25 protein-coding genes are annotated in these 23,560 nt (G+C 41.5%); 17 read left to right on the forward strand and 8 right to left on the reverse strand.

Going from position 1 to position 23,560, the window contains the following annotated elements:
* The first annotated feature begins 167 nt into the window (after window positions 1-167).
* The 4 genes from I8752_RS15240 (at window position 168) to I8752_RS15255 (ending at window position 3,182) form a co-directional block, all read left to right on the forward strand.
* Window positions 168-272 carry a photosystem II reaction center protein T gene (locus I8752_RS15240; RefSeq protein ID WP_015115729.1) on the forward strand — a complete coding sequence of 35 codons (105 nt, stop codon included), beginning with the start codon at window positions 168-170 and terminating at the stop codon, window positions 270-272.
* Between the two features lie 320 nt (window positions 273-592).
* Complete coding sequence (locus I8752_RS15245; protein ID WP_214433161.1) at window positions 593-1,645, forward strand: 30S ribosomal protein S1; 1,053 nt, start codon at window positions 593-595, stop codon at window positions 1,643-1,645.
* Between the two features lie 177 nt (window positions 1,646-1,822).
* Entirely contained in the window at window positions 1,823-2,557 is a 735-nt protein-coding gene (locus tag I8752_RS15250; protein WP_214433162.1) for an HAD family hydrolase, read from the forward strand.
* Window positions 2,558-2,588: 31 nt separating this feature from the next.
* Entirely contained in the window at window positions 2,589-3,182 is a 594-nt protein-coding gene (locus I8752_RS15255) for a Uma2 family endonuclease (protein ID WP_214433163.1), read from the forward strand.
* A 153-nt stretch (window positions 3,183-3,335) separates the two neighbouring features.
* Here the strand turns inward: I8752_RS15255 and I8752_RS15260 are convergent, their stop codons facing one another.
* Window positions 3,336-3,581: a helix-turn-helix domain-containing protein gene (locus tag I8752_RS15260; protein WP_214433164.1), complete on the reverse strand. Its 246-nt coding sequence runs from the start codon at window positions 3,579-3,581 to the stop codon at window positions 3,336-3,338.
* Window positions 3,582-3,702: 121 nt separating this feature from the next.
* Between I8752_RS15260 and I8752_RS38040 the strand changes: the two genes are divergently transcribed.
* The 3 genes from I8752_RS38040 (at window position 3,703) to I8752_RS15270 (ending at window position 6,146) form a co-directional block, all read left to right on the forward strand.
* Complete coding sequence (locus tag I8752_RS38040) at window positions 3,703-3,837, forward strand: hypothetical protein (RefSeq protein ID WP_263985311.1); 135 nt, start codon at window positions 3,703-3,705, stop codon at window positions 3,835-3,837.
* Window positions 3,838-4,245: 408 nt separating this feature from the next.
* Window positions 4,246-4,992, forward strand: a complete 747-nt coding sequence (locus tag I8752_RS15265) for a PEP-CTERM sorting domain-containing protein (protein ID WP_214433165.1) — start codon at window positions 4,246-4,248, stop codon at window positions 4,990-4,992.
* A 410-nt stretch (window positions 4,993-5,402) separates the two neighbouring features.
* Complete coding sequence (locus I8752_RS15270; RefSeq protein WP_214433166.1) at window positions 5,403-6,146, forward strand: response regulator transcription factor; 744 nt, start codon at window positions 5,403-5,405, stop codon at window positions 6,144-6,146.
* A gap of 639 nt (window positions 6,147-6,785) precedes the next feature.
* Here the strand turns inward: I8752_RS15270 and chlP are convergent.
* Together chlP and I8752_RS15280 are read right to left on the reverse strand one after the other, a co-directional pair.
* A complete protein-coding gene (gene chlP / locus I8752_RS15275; RefSeq protein WP_214433167.1) occupies window positions 6,786-8,006 on the reverse strand; it encodes a geranylgeranyl reductase in 1,221 nt (406 codons plus the stop codon).
* Between the two features lie 521 nt (window positions 8,007-8,527).
* Window positions 8,528-9,229, reverse strand: coding sequence for a Uma2 family endonuclease (locus tag I8752_RS15280; RefSeq protein WP_214433168.1), 702 nt, complete (start codon window positions 9,227-9,229; stop codon window positions 8,528-8,530).
* Between the two features lie 200 nt (window positions 9,230-9,429).
* Here I8752_RS15280 and I8752_RS15285 point away from each other — a divergent pair, with 200 nt between their 5' ends.
* Window positions 9,430-10,512, forward strand: coding sequence for a glycosyl transferase (locus I8752_RS15285; RefSeq protein WP_214433169.1), 1,083 nt, complete (start codon window positions 9,430-9,432; stop codon window positions 10,510-10,512).
* A gap of 68 nt (window positions 10,513-10,580) precedes the next feature.
* Window positions 10,581-10,994 (forward strand): secondary thiamine-phosphate synthase enzyme YjbQ, encoded by a 414-nt coding sequence (locus I8752_RS15290; protein WP_214433170.1) that lies wholly within the window; start codon window positions 10,581-10,583, stop codon window positions 10,992-10,994.
* A gap of 9 nt (window positions 10,995-11,003) precedes the next feature.
* Here I8752_RS15290 and I8752_RS15295 read toward each other — a convergent pair whose 3' ends face one another.
* Complete coding sequence (locus tag I8752_RS15295; protein WP_214433171.1) at window positions 11,004-11,606, reverse strand: DUF411 domain-containing protein; 603 nt, start codon at window positions 11,604-11,606, stop codon at window positions 11,004-11,006.
* Between the two features lie 171 nt (window positions 11,607-11,777).
* Between I8752_RS15295 and I8752_RS15300 the strand changes: the two genes are divergently transcribed.
* From I8752_RS15300 to I8752_RS15320, 5 genes are all read left to right on the forward strand, one after another.
* Window positions 11,778-12,560: an MGMT family protein gene (locus I8752_RS15300; protein WP_214433172.1), complete on the forward strand. Its 783-nt coding sequence runs from the start codon at window positions 11,778-11,780 to the stop codon at window positions 12,558-12,560.
* Window positions 12,561-12,600: 40 nt separating this feature from the next.
* A complete protein-coding gene (locus I8752_RS15305) occupies window positions 12,601-13,353 on the forward strand; it encodes a hypothetical protein (protein WP_214433173.1) in 753 nt (250 codons plus the stop codon).
* Window positions 13,354-13,442: 89 nt separating this feature from the next.
* Window positions 13,443-14,231: a Nif3-like dinuclear metal center hexameric protein gene (locus tag I8752_RS15310; protein WP_214433174.1), complete on the forward strand. Its 789-nt coding sequence runs from the start codon at window positions 13,443-13,445 to the stop codon at window positions 14,229-14,231.
* Window positions 14,232-14,521: 290 nt separating this feature from the next.
* Complete coding sequence (locus I8752_RS15315) at window positions 14,522-14,740, forward strand: hypothetical protein (protein WP_214433175.1); 219 nt, start codon at window positions 14,522-14,524, stop codon at window positions 14,738-14,740.
* A gap of 680 nt (window positions 14,741-15,420) precedes the next feature.
* Window positions 15,421-15,732: a DUF6679 family protein gene (locus tag I8752_RS15320; protein ID WP_214433176.1), complete on the forward strand. Its 312-nt coding sequence runs from the start codon at window positions 15,421-15,423 to the stop codon at window positions 15,730-15,732.
* A gap of 32 nt (window positions 15,733-15,764) precedes the next feature.
* Here the strand turns inward: I8752_RS15320 and I8752_RS15325 are convergent, their stop codons facing one another.
* The 3 genes from I8752_RS15325 to I8752_RS15335 form a co-directional block, all read right to left on the reverse strand.
* Window positions 15,765-17,435: an MBL fold metallo-hydrolase gene (locus I8752_RS15325; protein WP_214433177.1), complete on the reverse strand. Its 1,671-nt coding sequence runs from the start codon at window positions 17,433-17,435 to the stop codon at window positions 15,765-15,767.
* Window positions 17,436-18,103: 668 nt separating this feature from the next.
* Entirely contained in the window at window positions 18,104-18,886 is a 783-nt protein-coding gene (locus tag I8752_RS15330; protein ID WP_214433178.1) for a type 1 glutamine amidotransferase, read from the reverse strand.
* Window positions 18,887-19,032: 146 nt separating this feature from the next.
* On the reverse strand, window positions 19,033-20,376 hold the full coding sequence (locus tag I8752_RS15335; RefSeq protein ID WP_214433179.1) for a Mur ligase family protein: 1,344 nt from the start codon (window positions 20,374-20,376) through the stop codon (window positions 19,033-19,035).
* A gap of 312 nt (window positions 20,377-20,688) precedes the next feature.
* On the opposite strand from I8752_RS15335, the gene I8752_RS15340 reads away from it, so the two are divergent.
* Window positions 20,689-21,891 carry an FtsW/RodA/SpoVE family cell cycle protein gene (locus tag I8752_RS15340; RefSeq protein WP_214433180.1) on the forward strand — a complete coding sequence of 401 codons (1,203 nt, stop codon included), beginning with the start codon at window positions 20,689-20,691 and terminating at the stop codon, window positions 21,889-21,891.
* A gap of 75 nt (window positions 21,892-21,966) precedes the next feature.
* Here I8752_RS15340 and I8752_RS15345 read toward each other — a convergent pair whose 3' ends face one another.
* On the reverse strand, window positions 21,967-22,161 hold the full coding sequence (locus I8752_RS15345) for a hypothetical protein (protein ID WP_214433181.1): 195 nt from the start codon (window positions 22,159-22,161) through the stop codon (window positions 21,967-21,969).
* A gap of 382 nt (window positions 22,162-22,543) precedes the next feature.
* On the opposite strand from I8752_RS15345, the gene I8752_RS15350 reads away from it, so the two are divergent.
* Window positions 22,544-22,699 carry a hypothetical protein gene (locus I8752_RS15350; protein ID WP_214433182.1) on the forward strand — a complete coding sequence of 52 codons (156 nt, stop codon included), beginning with the start codon at window positions 22,544-22,546 and terminating at the stop codon, window positions 22,697-22,699.
* Window positions 22,700-23,071: 372 nt separating this feature from the next.
* Window positions 23,072-23,236 (forward strand): hypothetical protein, encoded by a 165-nt coding sequence (locus I8752_RS15355; protein ID WP_214433183.1) that lies wholly within the window; start codon window positions 23,072-23,074, stop codon window positions 23,234-23,236.
* Window positions 23,237-23,560 lie beyond the last annotated feature (324 nt).

Consider the following 23,560-nt stretch of genomic DNA (forward strand, 5'->3'; position numbering starts at 1 on the left):
GGACTGGGGACTGGGGACTGGGGACTGGGAACTGGGGACTGGGGACTGGGAAAAGTTTTCCTAATACCCAATCCCCAATACCCAATTGCCCGATCCCCAATACCCAATTGCCCAATCCCCAATACCCAATACCTTAATTACTGGCTGGATAGGCAGGAGCTTTTGAAATGGAAAGCGTTGCGTACATCTTAATTTTTACCCTGTGTATAGGTGTTCTCTTCTTTGCGATCGCATTCCGCGAACCCCCTCGCATTGAAAAGAAAGATGAGTAAGTTGCTATTACAAAATTTGTAAAGGCACGTAAAACTTTTATCCGCTGCTACCAAATTATGGTGGCGGCGGATATTTTAATTTGTTTATTCTCTCAACAAGTTATGTGATGGGTATAACACCCTGGAATTGACTCTGACTCATCACTAACCCGTAATATTATATGATATAATTCTCAATCTGTAAGTTGATATGTGTTAACACTAGCTTTTCTGCGCTAGGATGAAAAAAGATGTAAGTGTAGACTGCTATTAAATGAACTACATAGACATCGCACTCCAGCCACAACCTTTACGGAGACTAAAACCAGGAACCAATCAGCATGGTCAATCAGAACTTAACCGCTACAGAAATTGGATTTACTCACGAAGATTTCGCTGCTCTACTTGACAAATACGATTATCATTTTAGCCCTGGCGATATTGTACCAGGTACTGTTTTTAGTATAGAGCCGCGCGGCGCTCTGATTGACATAGGTGCTAAAACAGCAGCATACATTCCCATACAGGAAATGTCTATTAACCGGGTGGATGCCCCGGAAGAAGTATTACAGTCAAATGAAACGCGGGAATTTTTCATTCTCACTGATGAAAACGAAGATGGTCAGCTAACCCTTTCCATCCGCCGCATCGAATATATGCGCGCTTGGGAGCGGGTGCGTCAGCTGCAAGCAGAAGATGCAACTGTTCGTTCTGGTGTATTTGCTACCAATCGTGGGGGTGCATTGGTACGGATTGAGGGATTACGCGGCTTTATCCCCGGCTCTCACATTAGCACCCGCAAACCTAAAGAAGAATTAGTAGGTGAAGAACTACCTTTGAAATTCTTAGAGGTAGATGAAGAACGCAACCGCCTAGTTCTATCCCACCGACGCGCGCTAGTTGAGCGCAAGATGAACCGCCTAGAAGTTGGCGAAGTGGTCATTGGTACAGTTCGTGGTATCAAACCTTACGGTGCATTCATCGATATTGGTGGAGTCAGCGGACTATTGCACATCTCCGAGATTTCTCACGAGCATATTGATACGCCTCATAGCGTGTTCAACGTCAATGACGAAGTAAAAGTTATGATCATTGACTTAGATGCCGAAAGAGGTCGGATTTCCTTGTCTACCAAACAGTTGGAACCCGAACCCGGCGATATGATTAAGAACCGCGATTTAGTTTACGATAAAGCAGAAGAAATGGCAGCTAAGTACCGCGAACAGCTGCTAGCTAAACAGCAAGGCACTCCTGCTGCAACGACTCTACCTGTGGAAGATGTAGAAGATGCAGAAGCAGTAGAAGCAGTAGAAGCTGTAGAAGCTGTAACTGAAGAAGAGATACCATCAGCTATTGAAACTGAAGAAGAGATACCAGTAGCTATTGAAGAATAATACAGTTGTAGTTTTACTTATCTGTAATTAAGACTATCAAAGCATTATAACAAGAGGGATTTTCCCTCTTTTTTTATGGCGCATAACCAGTCAAACGGCAGGGGCAAATGAGGAATCGCGTAACTGCACAGACGCGATTAATCGCGTCTCTACTATAAATAAACGGGGTGGAATATTTTGGCAACTATTAAATGTAGAAACATCACTTTTTCTAATATCCAAGCAATTTTTTTTGATAAAAACGGTACGTTAGAAGATTCAGAAGCGTATTTGCGATCGCTCGGACAAAAAGCAGCAAGGTTGATGGACGCTCAAATTCCGGGAATCGGGGAACCATTGTTAATGGCATTTGGCATTAATAGTAATATTCTCGATCCAGCAGGTTTAATATCTGTGGCGAGTCGCCGCGAAACAGAAATTGCTGCTGCGGCATATATTGCCGAAACAGGGAGAGGATGGTTTGAATCGCTCAAAATCGCCCGTCAAGGTTTGGCCGAAGCAGAAAAATATATTGGCACGACTCCTGCACCACTTTTTGTCGGTAGTTTGGAAATATTGCAGTCTCTTTCAGCAGCAGGAATTAAACTTGGGATAATTTCAGCCGCATCAACAGCAGAAGTAAATACTTTTGTCACGCATCATCAATTAAATGATTACATCCAAGTCCGAATAGGAGTGGATGACGGGCCGAGTAAACCAGATCCGATACTCTTTTTACAAGCTTGTAGAGCTTTGGGAGTTGAGCCAGAAGCTACATTAATGGTGGGAGATTCTGTCGGTGATATGCAAATGGCGCGTAATGCCAAAGCAGCAGGTTGTATTGGTATCACTTGGATAGGTAAATCAGATAATGTTCGAGGTGCAGATGTAATAATTAACCAACTTGATGAAATTCAAATTGTAAAACCTTAACTCAATCATCACTAAATTTGCTAAACAAGCCATGCAGAACACAGACACAACGTTACAACTTCGCCTGTGGACAGTTGAAGAATACCACAGGATGGCTGAGGCTGGGATTTTTGGTGCAGAAGAACGAGTGGAACTTTTAGAAGGAAAGATAATTTGGATGATTGCAAAAGGGACAGCCCATCGGTCAGCAGTGGGGAGAACAGATAAGTTACTACAAAACCGTTTAGGAAATCGGGCGTGGATATCCGTTCAAGACCCGATAACGTTAAATGAACGTTCTGAACCAGAACCGGATATTGCTGTCGTTAAAATAGACCCACTGGACTACGCAGACCATCATCCTACCCCACCTGAAGTTTATCTAGTTATTGAAGTAGCAGATAGCAGCTTAAAATTAGACTGTAAAACGAAAGCAAAAGCTTACTCAAACGCTGGAATTAAAGATTATTGGGTGCTAGATGTCGTGAGTCGGCAATTATACGTTTTTCGAGAACCGAACCAGGATGGCTATCAAAGCCAAGTAGTTTTGCCAGAAGATGCGACTATCTCACCTGTGGATTTTCCTGATTTAAGTATTGCAGTTTTAGAAATGTTACCACCAGTGATATCATATCCACTTAAATAGTTACGATAAGAGTGACGTGGAGATGGGGGGACGCTGGGACGCGGAGAATTTTTAATTGTAAGTGATTTACCGGACATGATATGAGTAAATCGTAGGTGCGATCGCATTTTCTCTCACGAAAAAGTTGCCTAAATACGTAACAAATCATCAAGCTTATGTGGGGTCGTCATTCTGAACGATACGCCCCAAGTACAGTACTAAAAAATCTTTAGCTGCGGCAGAGTTAATTTTTTCTAACCCTTCAATTACTTCAATAACTGCTTCAGCTGAAGGATCTCGGCTTTCATTGACCCATCTATTAATACTAGATCGTCCTATACCCATCGTGACTGCCAATTGATTTTGGCTGATGTCATAGGTTTCGAGTACTTGTTTTAGTGCTTTCCCTGCTCTTCCCATGCCCCAATAGTGTCAGAGGAGCATCATCTAGTAAATGTTGACAATCGTCTACGTTAAGAGACAAAATATTTATGTAGACGATTGTCAACGTTATATTTCTCAAGAAATTAGGTAAATGCTAATGCCAGAGAATCTACCAAGTGAAACTAATGAAATGGCTGAACTTGCTATTGAGGCTTTAACGACTTCAAGCCAGCCAGTAAATCGAATGATTTTAATTGGTGCGCCGGAATGGGTGAAGGGAGTAATTTACTGATTGCACAGTTTAGGTTTTGCCGACTTAGGGACATGGAGTCGGTTAATACCAACGCGCGATTCTCAAGAAACGATTAGTGTGTTGCAGCGTCCGAGAGTACAAGAATAAGCTTGTGGAGGCGATCGCATTTCTTGACAGTAACATAGCGATCGCCTTTCATGCTTCGTGAATTCAATCGCATTTCCAACAAAACTATATCAACCTCACTTGGTTGTATTAAATTTTTTCATTAAGTTTTGGTGAACTTGCTAAAAAGATACAGTGAATCTGCGGATGTTAGCAAAAATTTAAGTATACGTAAGGATATCTTTTTACAAAGAAGCAATAAAGAAAGTTGAATTAAGGCATTCAACTCCTAAATCCTGATAGCAAACAAGAGTTAACAAATACGTAAAGGTCTAACTGATTATGAAAATAAGCTTGGCAACTTTGGTTGCTTCCTCAACACTGACTGCTAGTGTGGCAATGATGACAACACTAGTTGCTGCACCTGCACAAGCATTTCAAATATCTATTGACCCAAAGTATGGCAGTACGGAGAATACAGGCGCTTCGGCGTTGTTAGATTTTAATTTCTCTCAATTTGGCGATCGCGTACAACTAGACTTAGGTATTGAGAATACAACTAACGGAACTAAGGGATTGGGAGCCACAGCAGCTACTTTAATTGGAGTGGCATACGAGGGGCCAGAACTCGATCCCGATCGGATTAGGCTAGCTAGTTACGATAAGTTATCAAGTAACTTTAGCAAACTGTGGAATATCGATGGCGAACCCCCTAATCTTGCTATTCCTGTTTTACAAGGTCTTGGTGTTTTTGATGTTGCCTTTAGCCTTGAGCGCGAAAACTTTGATGTTGGTAGTGCCGATGGAGGTTTAAAAGCTGGTGAATCTACAGCTGTGCGCTTTCTGCTCGACACTGACTACGCTGCTGACGATCTTTCAAATGCACTTGAGGCTGCAATTAAAAATAATACTGTTGCGATCGCAGGTCGCTTTGAGCAGGTAAATGCTGGCGGTGGAAGCGATAATGTTTTAGGAGGCATTTCAGCAAACAACTCAGTACCTGAGCCAACAACTATGGCAGCATCGTTTTTAGCTCTTGGCGGACTAAGCTTGTTGAAAAAGAAATTTAAGCTCAAACAAGTTGACTAATGAACGCCGCTCCTCCCTTTGCCACCAACGGTCTACCACTTCTTTCAATATACAAGGGTGCGTTGACGGAACATCCTAACGCACCGTTCTGGGATAGTGCGTTGCAGTGATTAAACCATTGCCTTACGTCTAAAATCGCTGCACCTTGCCCACCTACAAAAATTGGTTTATGATAGGGCGGCTCTAGATGTGGAGTTTTACGTTCTCAATAAGTCTTTTCAAAAAGTGAGACGGATTGTAGGGGACATAACACATCATATTGAGAATTTAGTGTACTTTAGTTTTGATTTGACATCCTTTGTTTTAATTTTTATGTTATATTTCAAATCTTTTTTATAATCAATACAGCAATCTTTGTATCTCCCAAAGGTTCTTAATTATCCTTAATAAGTAGCAATAATTTTTTAAGAATGCCGAGGATTCTAGTCATAGATGATGACCCAGCAATTTCAGAACTAGTTGCCGTCAACTTGGAAATGGCTGGCTACGATGTCAGCCAAGCTGAAGATGGTATCAAAGGTCAAGCTCTAGCGCTACAGCTACAACCAGATTTGATCATGCTTGACCTGATGTTACCGAGAGTTGATGGATTTACAGTTTGCCAACGCCTACGTCGGGACGAGCGTACAGCTGAGATTCCCGTGTTAATGTTGACGGCTCTAAGCCAAACTCAAGATAAGGTAGAAGGCTTCAATGCTGGTGCAGACGACTACCTCACCAAGCCCTTTGAAGTTGAAGAAATGCTAGCGCGGGTGCGAGCATTGTTGCGGCGTACTGACCGCATTCCTCAAGCCGCGAAGCACAGCGAGATTCTCAACTACGGGCCGCTGACCCTAGTTCCTGAGAGATTTGAAGCAATATGGTTCGGTGAGACTGTGAAACTAACTCACTTAGAATTTGAGCTACTTCATTGTTTGCTACAACGCCACGGCCAGACTGTTTCCCCCAGCGAAATCCTTAGAGAAGTTTGGGGTTACGATCCAGATGATGACATTGAAACGATTCGAGTGCATATCCGTCACTTGAGAACCAAGCTAGAACCAGATCCTCGACACCCTCGTTATATCAAGACAGTGTATGGTGCGGGATACTGTTTAGAATTGCCGAGCGTTCCTCCATCCGCTGAGGGGGTTTCAACATCAGCAGTCGAGTAAAAGAAGGTAGTCCCGATGAAAATTTTTTCATCGCCATGCATGAAAATGGAAGTGAGGACTAGAGACTAGTATTTTTACTCAGCACTCAGCACTCAGCACTCAGCACTTTCAAGTTAGAAGGTAAGAAACTTTGTACAGTAAGCTTTTTAGCTTTTTGAAACTGGATAATTATTTCTGCCCCACTGACTAGAGTTCATAAGTGTGTATCGTTTGTGTCACGCCGAGCTAAATGCGGTGCAGCAAAAACATCAGGGTAGATTCTACCCCACTCTACAAGAAACCGACTTTGGGTATTTATGAGAAGCTGCACTCTGCTCTACCATAGGTTTAATCTGTAGGGATATCTTACTCTACGAGAAGATGCTGTTTGGGTGTCTATGGAAACACCTAGAGAATAATATGCATATTGCTACTAATTACTAGTAGGTGAAGGCAAAAGCAAGAAAGCTTCCAGCATCAGCTTTTAGCCTTTACCGATAAATTGGCGCTTTCTTCTGAAAACTGAATGCACTGTTCACAAGAATTAAAAAAAGAATTTCAGAGAAGACAAGAATTAGAAAACTCAAAATGGTGAATTTTGAATTATCTACTCCCCGTCTCCTCCGATCTGTCTGATTGCTTCGCCCGATTTTACTCTTATTAAGGAGCTAAGGCGTTACCGCGAATTAGACTACCAAGAGTCTTGGCAGTAATCTTCAATTGAGTGATAGGGTTGGCGGGGACAACTGTCTTGTATAGATAGCTGTCGAATGTTAGCTTCTGAACATCGAGGTCAGCGCACATCTCGACAAACGCCTCGCGTGTAGCATCAGAACGATAGAACACGCTCTGCAAAATGTCTAACACTTTGTAGGTGAGTCCGTATTTTTTATCCCAACGCTTCAGGTAAATCTTGAGGTCGTCTTCTGTAGGAATGCGACTACCGCCATTAGACATTTCTACAATGGTTTCGGCACAGATCCGCCCAGACTTAGCAGCAAAGTAAATACCTTCACCAGAAGATTTAGTAACATAGCCAGCAGCATCTCCCACCAAAGCTATGCGACCGACAACACGGCGAGGACGGGGATGTTCGGGAATGGGATGCGCTTCTACTTTGATGATTTTACCGCCTGCTAACTTTTCCACAGCGCGGGCGCGGATACCAGCTTGCAATTGTTTGATACTGGCTTTATTAATATGCATTGTGCCAGTACCTACAGCTACATGGTCGTATTTGGGGAAAACCCAAGCGTAGAAGTCGGTAGAAACGTCATTGCCAACGTACATTTCGGCAAGGTCGTTGTAATAGGCCATTTTGTCTTCGGGTAGACGAATTCGCTCTTGGAAAGCGATCGCATAATTATAATCCCCAGCATCCATTTCTTTGGCAATCCGGGAATTAGCCCCATCCGCCCCAACAATTAAATCCACTTTCAGGGTTTTAGTAATACCCTGTACGCCACCTTCTGTATGGTCTACGTAATGGATTGTATAAGGGTCGGTATTGTTTGATGGTATATCGAGTTTATGAACCGTGGCATTTATTAAATTTGCGCCTAATTTTGCCGCGCGATCGCGCAAAAAGCCATCTAGCACTTCCCGGCGGCACATTCCTATATATTCTTCTTTGTTTACCAGATTTATATCAACCTCACGATTGGAAGGCGAAATCATTTTCATCTTCCGCACTTGGCGATCGATAATCTCTGGCGGCAAGTCAAACTCGCTTACCATACATAGGGGTATTGCTCCCCCGCAGGGTTTAGCATTGTCTAGCTTGCGTTCAAACAGGTAGGTTTCAATCCCAGCTTTTGCCAGTGTTTCAGCGGCAGATGAACCAGCAGGGCCTGACCCAACAACAGCAACCCGTAGTGTCAAAGGTCTTCTCCCAATCTTGCATTTACCGAAAGCATCGTATCACGGTCTTTTGACTGATTTCGCGCTCTACCTTCAGGTTTTCATGTAATTGCAATATTCCTTAATTTTTCGATACAAAAGTGATGACTGTTGACTGATGGGGGAAATATAAGTATTAGTTAGCGGTTAACAGTTAGAGACCATTTATAAAGTAAATCTTTAGACAACAAGACGACGTAGCATGATAAGAGTCATGACAGCATACAGCAGTTTTCTTTTGTCTGAAGTACAAGACTACGGGTTTGAGGCAGGAGGCAGGAGGCAGGAGGCAGGAGGTATAAGAAGAATTTCTGGCGTTGCATAATTGCGGGATGATTTTGGAATTTACATCAACCATAATCTCCGCTTCTCCGTGTCTCCGCGTCCCCGCGTCAGCCTCAATCATCCACTTATTCAGCAACGCCGAATTTCTTTATTGTGTACCTCGTTTAGTTGCAAACTGCTGTATGTGGATGCTTCACTCTTGCACTGGGAGGAGAGTGTCAAATGTTTTCTTTATTTACCGTATTCTCATTCAATTTTTGTATAAATTCTTGATGTTCGGCGGCAGCTAAACCTGTTTGTAACACATTTAACACCGTTGCCATTTCTCCTGAAAGTAAGGCATTTACTGCCAACCACAACCCCGGAAATACCTGACTACGAATAATTCCCTGTTCGTCAGTTGGTAGCGAAACATACTCGTCCGCTTGCAGTCTAAACCAATCCAACTGATTATCTAATGTTCGCCAAACAATATACTCCTGCACTCCATTTCGTCGATAGATGCGTTTCTTATCATGTAAATCGATTGCTGCACTGCTTGCTGCCACTTCTATCACCAGTTCGGGTGCGCCTTCGATATAATCATCCTCACTAATCAATGCCTGTCTACCCGGAATGAATAGTACCGCGTCAGGCTGTGGTTCATTATCCAAATCTAAACGCACTGTGGGTTCAATTCCTAGAACAACGCCAGGCGTTGCTGTTTTATAGTTCCACAACCACCCGATCAGGTCTCCATGTGGTTCGCCATGACTTTTAATTCTCAGTGGCGATGCCATGATATACACAACTCCTTCAACCAGTTCAGCTTTTCTTAAATGCGGCATTGCCTGATAGCGACGCTCAAATTCGTAGCGAGATAAGCGATCGCCATTTTCCAAAGGTAAAACTGAAATTACTTTTTTAGGAGTTGTAAACATCTGTTTATCTTCTTTAGGCAAATTGTTCAGACTTAATCAAAGTATTATAATTTGGCAGTGCTGCATCCATTTTACTACCGCACATAAAAAAGCTCTTGCGTAAGTGCAAAACCTGCAATGAGTTAGGCAATTTTGGGTGATGCTGACTTGACATAGCTACCCAATTAATTAAATTAAAGCAACTCCAGTAATAAATTTAAATGGAACGCCCAATTTTATACGTTGCTATAACTAATCACGGCTTTGGTCATGCGACTCGCACGGCATCAGTAGCGGCGACAATTCAAAAGTTGTGTCCAGAAATATTATTAATTATGGTAACGACTGCCCCAAGGTGGCTACTAGAATGCTATATAGAAGGCGATTTTATCCATCGTCCTCGTGCATTTGATTTGGGAGTGGTGCAAGCAGATAGTTTGACAATGGATAAAGCAGCAACTTTGGATAAGTTACTGGATATTCAAAAACATCAGAATTCTCTCATCGCCTCGGAAGTTAATTTTATCCGCCAAAATCGCGTCAATCTCATCTTGGCAGATATTCCTTTTTTGACTCCTTTGTTTGCCAAAGCAGCAAATATACCTTGCTGGATGATGAGTAACTTTGGCTGGGACTTTATTTACCGAGATTGGGGAGGCGAATTTATGGCGATCGCTGATTGGATTAGTGATTGTTATTCTCAGTGCGATCGCTTGTTTCGTCTTCCTTTTCACGAATCAATGCCAGCTTTTGCTAATATCACAGATGTCGGCTTAACAGGTGGTTCTCCTCGTTACTCTGTTGATGATTTACGCTCGATTTGGGGTATAACTGCACCAATAGAAAAAACTGTTTTGCTAACTTTTGGCGGTTTGGGTTTACAACAAATTCCTTACCAAAACATAGGGCATTTTCCAGATTGGCAATTTATTACATTTGATAAATCTGCCCTTGATTTACCTAATTTAGTAAAAATTAATGACCACAAATACCGTCCCGTAGATTTTATGCCTATCTGCGGACGAATTATTTCTAAACCGGGTTACGGCACTTTTGCGGAAGCCACACGTTTAGGAGTACCGATTGTTACCATTCCCCGCGATGATTTTGCCGAAGCAGCTTTTCTTTTAGAGGGAATTGTGAATTATAACTCGCATCAAATTCTTACCCCAACAGAGTTTTTTCAAGGCAGTTGGGATTTTCTTCATCAATTACCCCAACAACCAAAACAATCGCAACCAATTGCTAAAGATGGTAATGAAGCGATCGCTCGTGCTATTATCGACTATTTCCCAGCTAAATAAAGTTATTCAAAACCAGATAAAATTAAACTGCTAATTAGCTTTTATTTAGATATATCTCAGCATTCCAGATGACTCACTACCAAAAGTTACTCAGAATATCCACAAACGGTAAATCTTTTCACAACATCACTGCAAAAGTTGAAGCCATAGTTGCCGAGTCGGGTGTGGAAACTGGTCTTTGTACTTTATTTTTGCGCCACACTTCCGCTAGTTTAGTAATCCAAGAAAATGCCGACCCCGATGTACTTGTAGATTTAGCTAACTTTATGGCAAAACTCGTACCAGAATCAGGCAAATATATTCATGATGCTGAAGGCCCGGATGATATGCCCGCACATATCCGCACAGCCCTCACTCAAACTTCCGAACATATTCCGATTAATCGCGGTTATTTAGTATTGGGAACTTGGCAGGGAATTTATGTGTGGGAACATCGCCAGCGCAGTCATGTAAGAGAGTTGGTTGTTCACATTTCTGGGTAATTAATTTGACTAACCCATCCCAGTTTTTGATAGTTTAGATTGAGAGGATGGATACTTATTAAATACCTCAACTCTGCTTTTGTTATCAAAAGAAAACACAGTATATGGATCTTTTTTATTCCCTATTTCCATTCCCGGAGTTCCAACAGGCATGTGGGGAACAGATAAACCAGTAATATTTGGCTTTTCTTGAAGTAGACGTTTGATGTCTTCTGCTGGTACGTGTCCTTCAATAACATATCCATTAACAATTGCTGTGTGGCAAGATGTCAAGTTATCGGGCACTTTATACTTTTGTTTGACTGCCTCGATATCAGATGTAGTCAAGTCTTCTATTGCAAAACCTTGTGTTTTTAAGTGGTCAATCCATTTTCCACAACAATTACACTCAGGACTACGATACACGGTAGCCGCTGGTACTGTTGTTTGTTGAGTATTAGCTGTAACATAAGTTGAGACAATAGATTGAGCGTTACTTATAGGAACATTGCTGACCAATATACCCAAAATCACTACTGTTAGACAAATTGTGACTACTACTTTAACGGCAATACCTACTATGATGGAAAGTAGCCATTTTTGCCACGAATAAATAAATTTTTTCTGGAACATCGGAATTTTCCTAATTTTTGTAAAGCCAATTAAAAGTTACTGCTTGCTGGTTGCAATAACGATTAAATTTCAAGAATCTAAACATTTTTATAACCTGCGATCGCTCTGGAAAATTTTTAGCATAAAAATCTTTTAATATTGATTGTTTTGGCAGTTAAATTATAAATATTTATGTCTAAAACGTTTGGTTGCATCCGACATCTTTTTACCAAACAAAAACAAAGCTCTCCAATGGTAGAAGTTCAAACATTAAAATTAGAGTCTGGTTATGGTATCAAAGGAGATATTAACGCTAATCCCATAAGCCCCAGACAAGTGCTACTGGTCAGATATGAAGATATTCTAGAATTTTCAATTGTACCAGGAGAATTAAGAGAAAATATTGTCATTACAGGTGTAGAGCCAGAAAAGTTTGTACCTGGAGCTTTGATAAATTTTGATAGCGGTGCTGCTATTCGTTTAACTTTTCACTGCGAACCATGTAAGCGAATAGCCCATTTAGTAAAATCTTTAAAGATTATCCAAGGTAAAAGAGGAATCTTAGGTGTAATTATTAAATCGGGTGTAATACACACTGGTAACAATTTTCAAATCGAACCTAATCGATTTCCAGGATTATCTGAAAATGTCTACGAACGCTTTTTAAGTTTTATTACAAAAGTTCCTAGAGGAAAAGTCGTAACCTACAAACATATCATTCAAGCAATAGGAGTAGACAATAGCTATATGCGAGTTATTCCTACATATATTAAAAAAACTTCTGCTACTGCTTATCCAATTCATCGGATCTTAGATTCTAAAGGTAATTGTATAGTATATATTCCCAATCAAAAAAATCAATTAGAATCTGAAGGAATTAAATTTTTAGATATTAAGTCAACTATTCATCAAAATGAATATTTTGTATACCTTAAAAAATATTTATATGAAGATGAAACAATTTATCTCAATTGATCTAAAGTCTTTCTAATCGGCGTAGACTATTTAAATTCATATGAAGCATAACCTCACACCAGCCCATTCTTTCCAATTGCTTGATGAAATCATTGCCCAACACTCTGTTAATCTTTTATCACTCAATCCTCAAAAAACTTTCACTACCAGCTTTGCAGAACTGGGCAATTTAATTGTCAAAACAACCACAAACGCTCAATTGATTGCAGCTTTGCGGAACACCCTAGAACACATTCTTCACGCTCACCTGCAAAATTTTCCGCAAAACATCTTCTGGGATTTTGATTTTATAGTAAGTAGTATGCTAAGGCAGGCATTAGTCGCAGGAGAAAATGCTATTGATTTTTTAGAATTATTTTCTCAAAAAATGGTGTCCTTGACTGAGTTATTCGGAATTAAAACAGAAATCCGCTTTCGCTATGTTCACGATTTTATCTATGGGTTTGAGTGGGCGAGATGGGTACAGAAAGAACCAGAAAAACGCGCCTGCGTCGAACCTTTTAGTTTAGTGTTTTTAGATTATTTACTTGTGAAAGGTAAGGAAATTTTACAACGTATCAGTCACGGTCAAAATATAACTTACAAACTATGCGATACAGGTTTTCGCAATCCTTTTACATTTTCCCGCGAACCAGAAGATGAATGTCGTCTGCTAAGTTATCTGGCTGGAGAAGAACTTATCCCGGTGACAGCATGGAACTGGGACGCTCAACCTATCTGGAATAAACCTTATCAGGATATGCGCCAGCAATTAGCATTAAAATTGAATATTAAACCACAGAGTAGAAATTAAAAAAGAATTCAGGAGTCAGAAGTAAAAAGTAAAAAGATAATCCCCCTGGCGTTCAGAATCAATATAGTAGCTAGTTTGAATTCTCTACAATGAAAATTGCTGATTTAATTACTTGGTTTGAAGAATGGGCAAATCCTGCTTGGTGTGAAAGCTGGGATAATTGTGGCTGGCAGATTGAGCCTGGAGTTTTACAAGAAAATGCGCGGGTATTAGTGTGTTTGACACCAACTTTGGCGGTAATGCAAGAAGCGATCGCCCTGAGAGCGAACTTAATTTTTGCCCACCATCCGTTGATTTTTAGTCCTCCCAAGTCGCTGCGTAGTGGTGAAGCGATCGCGGAAATGGCACGGTTGGCCTTTACACACAATATTGGCATTTACAGCGCTCATACAAATTTTGACCAAGTACAAGATGGCACGGCTGACGTTTTAGCTCAGATTTTAGAACTCCAAGAAGTCACTCCCATAGTACCCACTCACTCAGAATTGGGATACGGGCGCGTGGGGATGCTTAAACCATCTTTGAAATTACAAGAATTACTTGCCACTATTCAAACCCGACTCGCTCCCCCTAATTTGATTTTTTCACCGACTGCTGATTTACAGCAAACGATTTCACGAGTCGCTGTATTGGGTGGTTCGGGAGCTAGTTTTATCTCGGCAGTAGTAAAAACCGATGCCCAAGCTTATTTAACTTCTGATTGTAAGTTTCACCAATTTCAAGAAAGCCGCGATCGCGGTTTGATTTTAATTGATGCCGGACATTATGCAACCGAACGCCCTGCTTGCGATCGCTTGGTGCAAAAATTTAGGTCTTTCGACTTAGATTGGGTGCAATTAAGCCACAAGGATGAAGATTTCCGTCAGTTTTTTGCTTAATTTTACTTATCTAAATTATTTGTATTTTTCTTTTTCTCACGTTTCTAGTGTAAATTGATGCATATTATTGAAGTATTGTCTCTATTTTGTCAATAAAATTTTGTATTGTTGGTTCCTAAGTATACTCAGTAGATAAAGCCTAAAAAATTTATATAATCTTCTTTTATTGTGACATAAATCACAAGTTTATGTAATTATAATCACTAGGCATTACTGTTTCATATCAACTAGTAGAGAACGAAAATGTTTCAAACTAGAAGTAACAACTTCTTCTCTACACCCTAATCAACATGATTCGCTCACTCGTTGAATCTGCTTTCCAAACTGGGTATCTTAGTGTTGAATCCGAGGGTTTACTCTATCAAGTGCTAGCTACCAAGTGCTATCAGTTAGACGATTTGGCAGAACTTGCCACTCTCTATGATGCAGTTCGTGCAGGTCAAATTAAACGAGAAGCATCCTCACAACTGCCAACGGAATTTCTTGCACAGTACAAATTTTCCAAATAATGCCGCAATGCGCGCTTTTGTGGCTGCTTTAGGGAACTCGAATAAATAAATTGTCCAATTTCTTTGGACAACACCAATATCAGATTCTTTTTCCCTTGCTCCCACCTGCTTCAAGAGCAATAGTACATTTATTTGCAAGTGCCTGTATTGAACGCAGGCGATCGCGTAACATCAAGCAAATAAACCTCCACTTAAAACTATTGTCGTGTTGTTGTTGAAAACCGTGAAGCTCGGCAAGAGAATGAGTTAAGATCGAGTACATAGGGGGTAAAAGTAAAGCCAAGTCCCCAGACCTCCCAGCAATGCCAATGATTACAAGTAGGCAATTTACACAACCGCAATCACCTCTTGTTTTGGAGTATTTTATATTACATAATGGTAGGAAAGGCTCGCCAGCAACCATTGACCTCATGAGGGAAATTCCCCAATTGTGTGACTTCTATGAAGTAATATTTGCTGAATCACCGTGAAAAAGATAAAGTTCAACTGGTGCAGTAACTGCTAGTTGTATGACCAAAAATTCCCTTAGAACTTAAAATTATAAGCAAGTCTTTGGGTGAGGTCAACAAACGCACTAATTCTCCACCTTTGAAACTAACATCTTAAAGGTGTTATCTTATGGGGTAAAACCCAGATTTCGACAGGTTTAACTACGTTGTTTAAAAAGGCAGAAGCAGTACATGCTACACCGCAAGATTTATCAACTGTGTTGCGACGGGCGGGAGGTATGTGTATTCTTGCGGGACCAGCAACGCTGGATAGAACGCGCCCGCATCCTCGATATAGAGGGAGATTTAGTGACTCTACGCTATGAAACAGAAGAAGAAGACGAAATTTGTTCTTGGGAGGAGATGGTTCGCCTCGAAAGCATCGGTGCTGTAACCCAAAAATTAGCCTCAGTGCCACGCGGCAATGTAGAACCTCTTTTAACCGAAGATTGTCCGGAAGCTGAACGCATCCGCAACCATTATCCAGACTCAAATCCTGAATAATTAATTTTTAGTCCTGAGCGATACATTTTTGTTCAGGACTCATTATTTAATAAGCGTTCAAAAGCAGGACAGTAACCCTCAAGAGTCACTTTGAAGTTATACAACGGCGAAGCGGGATTCCAACATCTTTGCCCTCTTTGGTGTCGGCAATTACCGCAGCATTCCACATTAGACATGATGTAGCGATCGCCGCTTTGGGTGAGCAGTTCTCGTTGAGATAATCCCCGCAATACTAGTTCTTCTCCTTGCCAACGAGCTTCGATTAAACCCGTATCGGCAAACTGTCGCCAGCGGTTATCAGCCGTAACCGCATCGGGGAGGGTAATTGTAATTACCGTTCCCAACTCTGTTAATTCGCCTTCGTAATTGGTTTCTGGTGCTGCGGGTTGCAAAAATGTATCGCCAATAGGCAATTCTACTAAAATACCAGCAGATGGAGAATGCACGTGATAGCGGTTTTGTAACTCCTCTAAGCTAGTTAGGTCTGCTAAATAAGCTGGAGAACCGTGAACAAAAACCACGTGCTGGGGGCGCAAATTATGAATTAATTGCGTAGTACCAGGCCCATCACTATGTTGAGCCAGCAGATAGCTTTCGATAGTAGTGGGTGTAAAATATTTTTTGTTAACTTTTATATCAATTTTTTCTGGTAGCAGGATCAGCCAAGGGCCTGTATCCGGTTGGCAGTATTTTGCTAAATCTGATGTAGAGTCAGTGAGAACAATACAGGGAGACTTCCCCACAGTGGCGCGATGTTCTGGTTGCAAACGACGTACTCTAGGACGGACTCGTTCATCCCAAAACAAGGGTTGATGGCGGGCGAAGTTCTGCACTGATGGAGGTAGGTGGGGTAAAAGTTCTAGGTAAGCATCACAGCCAGTAGCAACAGTACCATCAACCCAAATATCTAAATCTCTACCTGTGAAATGGTGATGAGAGCGTAAAAGCATCAGTAGTTCCTGACCCAAGCCTAACGCGGGTGTGGGCAGTAGTACAGAACAATTATCTGCGATCGCTCGATTAATCCGCTCGGCTAATTGATTTTCTTGGTTGCGGCGGTGGGGATGGCGAGATGTACCATAAGTGCCTTCGATAATCAGCACGTTTAAATTTAGTCCCCGCAATTCTTCTAACCGCAGACCCTCTACCAACCGGGAGTTCGATAAGAAAAAGTCTCCTGTATACAGTAGCTTGTAAGAGCGCTGCTCGTTAGTATACGTAAGTAAAATTGCTACTGCTCCTGGTAAGTGTCCTGCCGGAAATAACTCCACTACTAAACCATCTTGCAGTTCCACAGGCGATCGCAGTGGTAGGGCATGACAAAATTGGGGAATTTCTTTAGTATCTTGGCCTATCCAATTCAACGGCAGTAATTTACTAGTTACTTCACTAGCATAAATAGGTAAAAGCGGAAAAGCTTCATGTAGTGCTAGTAAACCTCTGGCATGATCTGGGTGAGCGTGAGTTATTAGAACAAAATCTGCTGGTAAGGGTGAATTACCTTGATTTGCCGACTTTGCCAGCGTGTTTAGCAACAAAGAATTATCTCCCAAACCACAGTCTAATAGAATGCGGTTTGGCCCCATCCGCACCAACAAACACACACCTTCATCGTGATGCTGGACGCTGTAGGGCAAACATTCTAACTCACTAGATGCTTCCCCTGTATCAACACGAGAGGACGGCGACAGATTATCCCTCATGCTCTCCTCCTCTCCAATCTCATCGACATTGACATATCCCAAAAGCCAACAATTGCACGGATTTCGCTTTTGTGACCTAGGGCCAAGTTTCGTAGTGCGCCTCTACACCCTAAGAATGCGGATTTTTGATTGGGAGGACACTTTTACCTAACCCGCACTGGTTCGGTAACATTGCATAACGAAAAGCCCTCAAGCTAAGGGAGACAGGAACTAGCCTCTTTTCTTTGTGCCATTCCGCAGTTCTAAGCGGAGGAAGCCGCGCCAAAGACTTATCTCAATGTGCAGAGCCATTGCCGTGATAGTTCTCTGAATCATAGAATCCATTTTTCGTCCCAAAAAATAGGCACGAAAAAGTGAATATAACTGTTAACCCAATTAAAATTAGCTTTACATCCATATTGTTTGCTGCCCTTCACTAAAGACTTTCTTATCTTAATAAAGCGATTCTACTGGCAAGCAGAATCACCAGAAAATCTTTACTATGCTCACCTTTATGGCACAGTAGGTAATTTTACCATATTAAGTCAGATTGTAGAACTTTTTGGTCAACCTGTCTATTCACGTAACACCGCTTAATAAATCTGTGAAGATGAGGGAGCAGGGGGAGATGGGGGAGAAAAATTACAACTACTCTTGTACAGACGCGATGAATCGCGTCTCTAGAACAACTATAAGCTGACTTTCAAGCGCTTAAACATAGCTTCTCTAGCTTGTACAGCCAAAATATCATCTAATGGCTGTAATGCGATCGCCTGCTGATATTTCAACCGTAACGCTGTTTGAATTAACCAATCTGCGACAAAGGGATTTTTTGGTAACAAAGGGCCGTGAGAATAAGTAGCTATGGCATTTTGATAAAATGCTCCTTCTGTCCCATCTTCGCCGTTATTGCCCAAGCCGTACACAACTCGCCCCAAGGCTTCTACTTTTCCCAGTTTGGTACGTCCGCCGTGATTTTCAAAACCAACTAAATAAGGTTTGCTCCCCGTCATTTCTTCTAAATCCTGCGCTAGACGAGAAGCTGTCACTTCAATTACCAAGTTACCGATACAGCGCTTGGTATTTTCCCCAGGATGTATAGAGACTAAATCGAGTATTCCTAAACCTTGAATACGCTGTCCTAACCCTGGTTCATAATAATGTCCTAAAAGTTGGGGCGAACCACAGGTAAAAACTCCTGGTGTCCCATTTTCGATTTTTTCACGCATGGCATCCGCTTTTGCACCCTGCAAATCGCGCATGACGATTTCTTGCTGGCGGTCTTGTGCGCCACCACCAACAATTACATCTACAGATTTAATATCTGCTGCTGTGGAGTCTCGATCTAGGGGTAATACTTTGACACTGTATCCTCGCCACTGAGCGCGACGTTCTATAGTAATTACATTACCGCGATCGCCGTATGTACTCATGAGCGTGGGATACAACCAACCGATTATTAATTCTTGCATAATTCATAATTAGACTGGGGACTGGGGATGAGGGAGACAAGGGAGACCACGAAGTCCCTAATAACTGTTAACTCCTGCCTTATGACAACTGACAACTGATTCTTGTACAGACGCGATTCATCGCGTCTCTACGACAACTGACCAATCTAAAGAATTTTACGACCAGTGAGAACTTCTCGCACTTCTAGCATGGCTGAATAGGTAGGTAGAATGTGCAAGGTTTCATTATCTGGTGTATGTTTTAATGCTGTGGCGATCGCTTGTCGCAAATCTTCTTCGACTATTAAATTTAAGTTACTCTGGGTGGACTTTTCACTATAGCGCAGACGTAACGCCATATCATAAACGCGATCGCCGCTAACTACTAAAGTTCCTCCCCGTTCGACTAATTTCTCAGTATCGACATCCCAAATCCAGGATACGTCTGTACCATCGGGCGTGCGATCGTTTAACACCATCAAAGTTGTTGTGTCAGTACTTTGATTTACTACCCTAATTGTTTCATTCGTTCCCACGGGATTTTTTGATAAGAGAATCCGCACTCGTTTCCCTTCAATTACTAAATCTTCTGCACGACCAAAAGCAGCTTGAAAATTATTAATAGTATCTTTAATTGTTGCTTCGTCAATTCCTAAATCTTGAGCAGCAGTGACAGCAGCTAAAGTATTATATTTGTTGTATAAACCAACGAGAATTTGTTGCCATTCCTTGCTTTCTAATGTTGGTTTACTTTTACTAAAGCCGCAATTAGGACAAGTGAAATCTCCTAAATGAGATAAGTAAACACCTTGATAATCTAAGGAATGTCCGCATTTAGGACAATAAATAGAATCGACGGCGTGAGGAATCGCTTCTAGATATTGTTCTGGTTCATTTAAGCCAAAGAATAATACCCGTTGGGGCAACTGCTGACCGAGATAAGATAAAGTCGGGTCATCAGCATTAGGAATTACCACTGTTTCGGGTGGGAGGGTAGAGATGACCTTTGTCCAACGCTTACTAATGGTATCTACTTCCCCGTACCTATCGAGTTGGTCGCGAAATAAGTTTAAACAGAGGATGATTCGCGGCTGGAGTGGTGTTAAGACCTTCGGTACAATATTTTCATCAACTTCTAAAATGGCGTAATCAGCATCCAATGTTCCCACCAAATTGGTGCTTTCTAATAAAGCTGTCATTAAGCCATTTTCCAGATTTGCACCCGTAGAATTGTGGGCAACGCGGTAGCCTTTGCGTTCTAGTATCGTTTTTAAAAGCAGCGAGGTAGTGGTTTTGCCATTAGTACCAGCGATTAAAATTACCCCGTTTTTTACTTGCTGACTCAATAATTGCAAGAGTTGAGGTTCGATGCGACGGGCAATTGAGCCTGGTAATACACTAGCAGCCCCTAGACGCAGCGATCGCACTATAAAAGTCACAGTTTTTGCGATTAACACCGCGAAACCGAGTCGTAGCCTATCTATAAGTCTTATTTTATTTCCCACATCCATACCCTAATCTGCTATCAGTTGCTAAAGGATAGCCTTAATTTGCAAAATCAATCTAGTGAGTTTAGCGAATCCTGGCTCAAAACGCCAGTCATCAAATAAGTCACTTGACCCAGTATTTATAGCCTTAAGCTTCTCCAGTAGCACAAAATTATCTGATGATGAGCTACGTTGGTATATCTATGCAATTTTTTTGAGTGACTCCCTGACCACTCACAAGTAGCCTCTGAGATAACCAGAGGACTATTTCCGTTTTAGTTTAGTATTATTTTTATTTCTAACTCTTAACTCCTAATTTTTTACCTGTACTGAATCGTGAATCTACGCCACCTGATTCCAATTTTTGATAACTCTGTCTCTAGCTGGGCATTAGAAGCGCGGTTGCTGCGCTGGTTAACGTTGATTTGGCTGTTCGTCGGGTTGATTGTGCTGTTTTCAGCATCATATGTTGTGGCTGATGTGCGGCAAGGTGATGGACTGTACTACTTTAAGCGTCAAGTCATTTGGGTTTTAGTATCCTTAATCGGATTTAATATCATTGTTAATCTCCCCTTGCGGAAAATTTTGGGGATATCACATTGGTTTTTAGCACTGTTTTTAGCATTAATTTTCGTCACCCTGATCCCCGGATTGGGTAAAAAGGCTTTTGATGCGGCACGGTGGATAGCTATTGGCCCGATCCCAATTCAACCTTCCGAATTGATTAAACCTTTTTTGGTGTTGCAAAGTGCGCGACTATTTGGACAGTGGGAACGGCTGACTTGGCGAGTGCGCTTCACTTGGCTGGGTATTTTCTGTTTGGTACTGATAGGAATTCTCGCCCAGCCTAACTTGAGTACAACAGCACTGTGCGGTATGACTATTTGGCTAATTGCCCTAGCCGCTGGCTTACCTTACAAGTACTTGGGCGGAACAGCAGTTGGTGGAGTACTACTAGCAGTACTTAGTATCAGTATCAAAGAGTATCAGCGCAAGCGGGTAATGTCATTTCTCAATCCTTGGGCAGACGCTACAGGAGATGGCTACCAATTGGTACAAAGTTTGCTGGCGGTAGGTTCTGGTAGAACTTGGGGGGCTGGATTTGGTCTTTCCCAACAAAAACTGTTTTATTTACCAATTCAAGATACCGATTTTATTTTTGCAGTGTTTGCTGAAGAGTTTGGTTTTATCGGTAGTATGGTGTTGTTAGTATTCTTAGCTATATTCGCTACCCTAGGGTTAATCGTAGCGCTGAAAGCTAAGAATCCCATAAATCGACTGATAGCGATCGGTGTGACGATTTTAATGGTAGGGCAATCATTCTTGCATGTTGGTGTTGCTACAGGTTCTCTACCAACTACAGGCTTACCCTTACCGATGTTTAGTTATGGTGGTAATTCCATGATTGCCAGCTTAGTAGCTGCTGCCTTGCTGATTCGGGTAGCCCGCGAAAGCAGTGAAGCTGAGATAGTACCTTTACGAAAACCCCAAGATGAGAATAAGCGTCAGCGCCGGATGTTCCAAAGAACTAAAGTTTAAAAGCTTACCTCGTTGGTGTGAGTGTGGTTCTAACCCTAGAAGGAGTAATTTAAATTAACTCAATTGCTAATATTATTACATAACAAATATTACTGGATGGGCGTTATGCCGCTGTGGCCCATTGTCGTGTATTGAAGGAGAGCGACCGTCAAATACACAGGCAGTACAAATATTACCAGCAATGGTGTGGAGTTTTTGTCGTTTCCTCCACTTAATTACTATGAAGGAAAGGCGCAACCCTTTGTCAGAGCGGTCTGGATTAGTAGACATTTGGTATTTCTCACACCTTGGTATAGTATTCAAACTGTCCTGGTTCGCTAGTCGAACTAGGACAGTTTAATTATGAGGATAAATCATTACTCAGCACTTTCAAGCTAGTGCTTTCCAAAACCCTTACACCAAGTCCCAGCAAAGAATATTGTTGCATTAGTCTTTAAGCTGCAAAAAGATTGCAATTTCACATGCTTTGGTTAAGAAATATGTAAAAAATGAGAACAAAATATAAAGAACAGCTAAACTTATATCATTCTTTAGATTTTATTAACAATTCATTGAATACGTTCCTGGATAATACTTTCGCGGGTAGCAATACCCGCGATATTCCTGTCACTTGTTTTCTGAAATAACAATCAAAAATTCTTTAAAAACTTTTATGTCTATTATTCCAGGTACACTTGTCAAGCTCCCCAATGGTCGTAACGGTATCGTTATTCCTTCCCCTTGGTGGCAACCTGGTCGTGTGTTAGTGAAGATGCCTCGTGGTAAAAAGCGATGGTTCAAGGTAGATGAGTGTATTCCCATCTTCTAAAATTGTTAACTGTGGCTTCTACGGACTGGAGACAAGGAACGCAAAGGGGGAAAATTGGAGTAACAGCAGAGAATGTTAACAAATAACTCCTTACTTATCAAATCAGAAAAAAAGATTACGGTATGGGTGCTTCGCACACTGATGCTGGACGTGTGAAGTGTCATACTCACAAAAAGCTGGTTTTATGTAAAAAAACATGTAGAAAATTAAAATACAGATAAAGACCAGCTAAACTTTAGATTATTCTTTATATTTATTTAATATTTACTCGCACAAATACCAAATCAATACTCTAATTACTCTGATTGGTAGTAATACCAACGATATTCCTATGACTTGTTCGCTTTGATAACAATATTCTCTGATAACTCTATGCCTAGTATTTCAGATACACTCGTCAAGCTCCCCAATAGTCGTAACGCTATCGTTATTCCTTCTCCCTGGTGGCAACCAGGTCGTGTGTTAAAGAAGATGCGACGTAGCAAGAAGCGATCGCTCAAGGTAAACGAGTGTACTCTGATCCGTTCAAACTTGTAAGTGTCAGGTGTAAGGAAAAAATTTTACCTGCTTCAAGATATGCTCTTTCTACTTTGCGTTCCAGGTGTAGGCGATCGCTTTGCTTTTGCTCGCTGATACCAATTCTGTATGAAACTGCGCTAACGCACAAAAAAAGAAAAACGTAGACGCTTTGCGGCTTCCCGCAAGGTAGGGCTTGCCGCAGGCTACCGCAAAGAACGCAAACAGATGAAATAATAAAGAGAATTTAGCACAGCTTCATAAAAAACAGTAAGCTGTTACGCTTTGAAATTGCACATTGACCAAGCCCCGTTGGGGCGGGGTGTAGGGTGTAGGGTGTGGGGT

Origin of the sequence: Dendronalium phyllosphericum CENA369 (assembly GCF_016056275.1) — a bacterium.
GTDB classification, from domain to species: Bacteria; Cyanobacteriota; Cyanobacteriia; order Cyanobacteriales; family Nostocaceae; genus Dendronalium; species Dendronalium phyllosphericum.